Origin of the sequence: Coleofasciculus sp. LEGE 07092, from assembly GCF_015207375.1 — a bacterium.
Taxonomy (GTDB): Bacteria; Cyanobacteriota; Cyanobacteriia; order Cyanobacteriales; family Coleofasciculaceae; genus LEGE-07092.
In genome coordinates, this window is sequence record NZ_JADEWY010000240.1 from 1 (window position 1) to 3,661 (window position 3,661).

The window sequence follows — 3,661 nt, forward strand, 5'->3', positions numbered from 1 at the left end:
CGGCAGCGTCAGATGTGTATAGGAGACGGGTTGGGATGGGAACAGCCGCTTGACTGCCAAGGGGAGTTGCGTCAGTTGCTCGGAAAGCAGGTAGTCGCTTACTCCCGCTTTCATACAATCTACAGCAACAGAGGCGTTGGCATCGCCATTGACGACAATCAAAGGAATGTTCAATCCTTGCTCTTGTAAGAGTGAGAGTGCCTCAATAACATTGAATTCTACTAAGTTCCCGTTAGCCACAATCAAGTCAATACTTGGATTGAGATGAGTCAGGTAATCAGCTTGAGTGGTGACAGCCTGCCAGAAAAGACTGTATCGAGCCCCACGCAATACTGACAGAATCCTTTCTGTTTCTCGGGGCGATTCTTGCAGGATTAAAAGATTAATCGTAGTAGCAGCTATGGTTGGGTTTGAATCGAGCGAATGCTCTCTATTACTGCGGCAATCCTTTGACGTCATTGTATACCTCCCTACTCACTGAATAGTTTACTCGTCAAACAAACCACTGAGGCGTTCTATTTCGCTCTCATCAACATAGCTGGGATTACCAGCTAGGATACCCGTCACATTCCGAAAAGGTCTACCAATGTGCATCCCTTGACTATCAATACAGAACTCGCGAATTTCCTTATCATGCATTGACCCGCGCATTTTTAGAACCGTTAGCCCCCGACGAATTTCACCATAGACTTCTACATAGCGCAGCAAAATAATCGAGTCAGTATTAGTCGAAATGTGCGCTTCTGTGATGGATCTACCACCGATTAATGAGTTGGTATTAGAGGTAAAAAGAGCGGCAATTTGCCCCTGTTTAATTAAGGCATTTAGGCTGAGGATAAACTCTCGAAACTTCTTAAAACTAGAAGACCGCTCTAGGGCAGAAATACTATCGACAGCTACCCGCTGAGGTTGAAACTCCTCAATAAGCTGTTGCATTCTCACCAAATGATTTTCGAGTCCAGTTGTTTCTGGATACCGACAGACTACCTTAAGCATTCCCCCTTGTTCCATTTGAGCGAAGTCGATGTTCCAACCCACAGCATTTCTAAAGAGCTGCTCTCGGCTTTCTTCAAAGGCAAATAACAAGCACCGTTCTCCATTCTTAACTCCACCAGCAATAAATTCGGTCGCCCTTAAAGTCTTCCCTGTACCCGTAGCTCCCGATACGAGGACAATTGAATCCCGGAAGAAGCCACCCCCACACATGGCATCCAGTTCTGCATTACCTGAGGTGATACGAACATTGCTTGAGCGTTGCTCTAGCAGGATCGTAGAAAAAGGAATGACTACAAAGCCTTGCTCAGGAATAATTGTAAAGGGAAATTCCCCATGTTGGTGGGACGTACCCCGGTACTTAAGAATTTCTATGGTGCGGTGACGCTTCTCTGCGGCTAGCACGTTCCTCAAGATAATCACATTGTCAGCTACAAACTCTTCAACACTATAGCGACTGATATCACCGTAGTCTTGAGTTCGTTCTGAGGTTAGTATTGCTGTTATCTCCCGCTCCCTGAGGGCTACAGCAATATTAAATAAGTCGCCCCGGATTTGGGTGCTATCAGGTACGGCACTAAAGACAGCTCCCAAGGAATCCATAGAGACACGTTGGGCGTTGATCCGTTTAGTAGCATATTCAATCCGAGCTAGCAAGGGACCGAGGTCGTATTCACCACTAACCAAGGGTTTCTCGCCTTGTTTGGGAGACGCATCAACAAATACCCATTTGCCTTCCTCTTCCCATTGCTGGATATCCCAACCGAACCCCCACATATTTTTGCGAATTGCTTTTGGGGATTCTTCAAAGGTGACAAATACTCCATGTTGCCCTTCGGTAATGCCCTCGGCGAGAAATTGACAGGCGAAAATTGTCTTGCCACTACCTGCCGTGCCAGCAACTAAGGTTGTTCGACCTTTTGGTAATCCACCTTCGGATAAGAGATCAAAGCCGGGAATGCCTGTTATTACCTTCTCAATATAATTTTGTTCGTTCCGTTCGCTCATTACTTTGTGAGTGTGAGATTCAAGCTAATAAAAAAAATTTAATTCGTATCAGTCAATGATTCAATATTTTTGCTGATTTGCCATAACGTTGAGTCCAAATAATACGGTTTTCCTGTCTGATAAATCACCAATAATGCGCTGTACGGGGAGAGGAAGTTCTTTGATTAACGTTGGGGTCATCAAAATGTGTTCCTCTTCAGCTAGCTGCGGTTGTTCAAGGACATCAATAATGAACATTTCCGCTCCATTTAGCTGTTCTTCCTCGCAGAGTTTTTGTAAATTAGCGATCGCTCGTTGGGATCTGGGGCTACGTCCGGTCACATAAAGCTTGAGTAAATATCGCTCGGACATGCTTAATTTTTGCTGAACAGCTTTTGACTTTATTTTTTCATTTCGAATTGATTTCATCGTAGTTCTTTGCCAGATTAATTTTATTTAATCCGATAAAGTATCGTCGATAGTAGGTTGCTAAGTTACCCATCAATTCCAACAGCAAAAAGCGACCTTCTCTGGTATAAGCTTGAGCTTTGCGTAAGCCAACGCCTTGAGTTTTTTGCTTCAAAGCTTGGGTGTGAATTTCAATAATATCGCGGGGAGTGCCTTTTAGTAAACCGACCTGTTCCGCTAGCGTACTAAGTTTTTGAGAAACCTGACAATCAACTTTATACGCACTTTGCTCTAAAGCCTCATCCATCAAATCACCATAGCCTTGAACCAGTTCCTCAAAAACATCCGGTATTCGTTGCCCTATGGGTTCCCAACCGGGTAGTTGATTGCTTAGGTGGGTTGACCCAGCGATTAACTGTTCTAGCAGTTGTATCTCCTGCTCCTGCCGAGAGGAGTTTAGCTCTTCTTCTAGTGCCGCTAGTTGCTGTCGTCGTTCTAGGGCAGAACGAATCGCATACACCAGCAAATTTCGATCGAGCTTCCCTTTGGGTAAACAACCACAACTCCCCAATTCTAATACTTTGACCGCAATGGCTTCATCTTCTAAGACAGTCTGGACAATAATGGGTACTTCAGGAGCGACGTTCTGCATCTGGTTCAAGGTATTCATGCCCCGACTATCCGGTAACATTAAGTCTAAAAGGACAACATCGATATCTTCTTGTGCTAACTGTTGTTGTCCCTGATCTAATGTCTCAGCACAGATCACGTCAAATCCCTGGCTAAATGAAGGAGATTTGGCATTGGCTAGCAAGTTGTGGAGTTTTTCGAGATCGTCCGGGTCATCTTCGACCAGTAAGACTCGGCAAGGGTGATCGAGCATAGATATATATAGCATTTTTACTGGAGATGTAAACAAGCAACCCTTTCTCAGTAAGACTTTCAGTGCTTTGGCTGTACACGAATCATCTAAAAATACTATAGATAAGGAGAAGGTCTGAGCGCCACTTCATTATTCATAGTAAAAGTTTATACGAGGAAAACACACGGGAACTTGATAGCCCGGTCAAGGCAATAACTTCAAAATGGAGAAAGTTTCTGTCAAGTCGTGGCAGAAAAACTGGGGAAAGCAAATTAGCTATAAAGCCGTTACAAAAGACCTACTCAAAGCTACTCAACACTATAAATAGTTGTACACTTTGATGCTTTCTTCCTGCTTCATCCAGAACTGTCGGCAGCACTCTGTTCACAGGCTAACACTGCCTAACTGACA

Annotated in this window: 4 protein-coding genes; all 4 read right to left on the reverse strand. The window is 44.3% G+C overall.

What is annotated here, in order from left to right; genetic code table 11:
- On the reverse strand, positions 1-459 hold a 459-nt coding region (locus IQ257_RS29015), incomplete at its 3' end, for a response regulator (protein ID WP_193933468.1).
- Between the two features lie 27 nt (positions 460-486).
- A complete protein-coding gene (kaiC, locus tag IQ257_RS29020) occupies positions 487-2,001 on the reverse strand; it encodes a circadian clock protein KaiC (protein WP_193882416.1) in 1,515 nt (504 codons plus the stop codon).
- A gap of 60 nt (positions 2,002-2,061) precedes the next feature.
- Positions 2,062-2,352: a circadian clock KaiB family protein gene (locus tag IQ257_RS29025; protein ID WP_193882419.1), complete on the reverse strand. Its 291-nt coding sequence runs from the start codon at positions 2,350-2,352 to the stop codon at positions 2,062-2,064.
- Positions 2,353-2,389: 37 nt separating this feature from the next.
- Positions 2,390-3,271: a response regulator gene (locus IQ257_RS29030; RefSeq protein ID WP_193882422.1), complete on the reverse strand. Its 882-nt coding sequence runs from the start codon at positions 3,269-3,271 to the stop codon at positions 2,390-2,392.
- Between the last annotated feature and the right edge of the window lie 390 nt (positions 3,272-3,661).

Bases quoted from the DNA above. Each gene is read 5' to 3' on its own strand.
- IQ257_RS29030 (WP_193882422.1), bottom strand. From the start codon at position 3,271: ATGCTCGATCACCCTTGCCGAGTCTTACTGGTCGAAGATGACCCGGAC.
- kaiC (WP_193882416.1), bottom strand. From the start codon at position 2,001: ATGAGCGAACGGAACGAACAAAATTATATTGAGAAGGTAATAACAGGC.
- IQ257_RS29025 (WP_193882419.1), bottom strand. From the start codon at position 2,352: ATGTCCGAGCGATATTTACTCAAGCTTTATGTGACCGGACGTAGCCCC.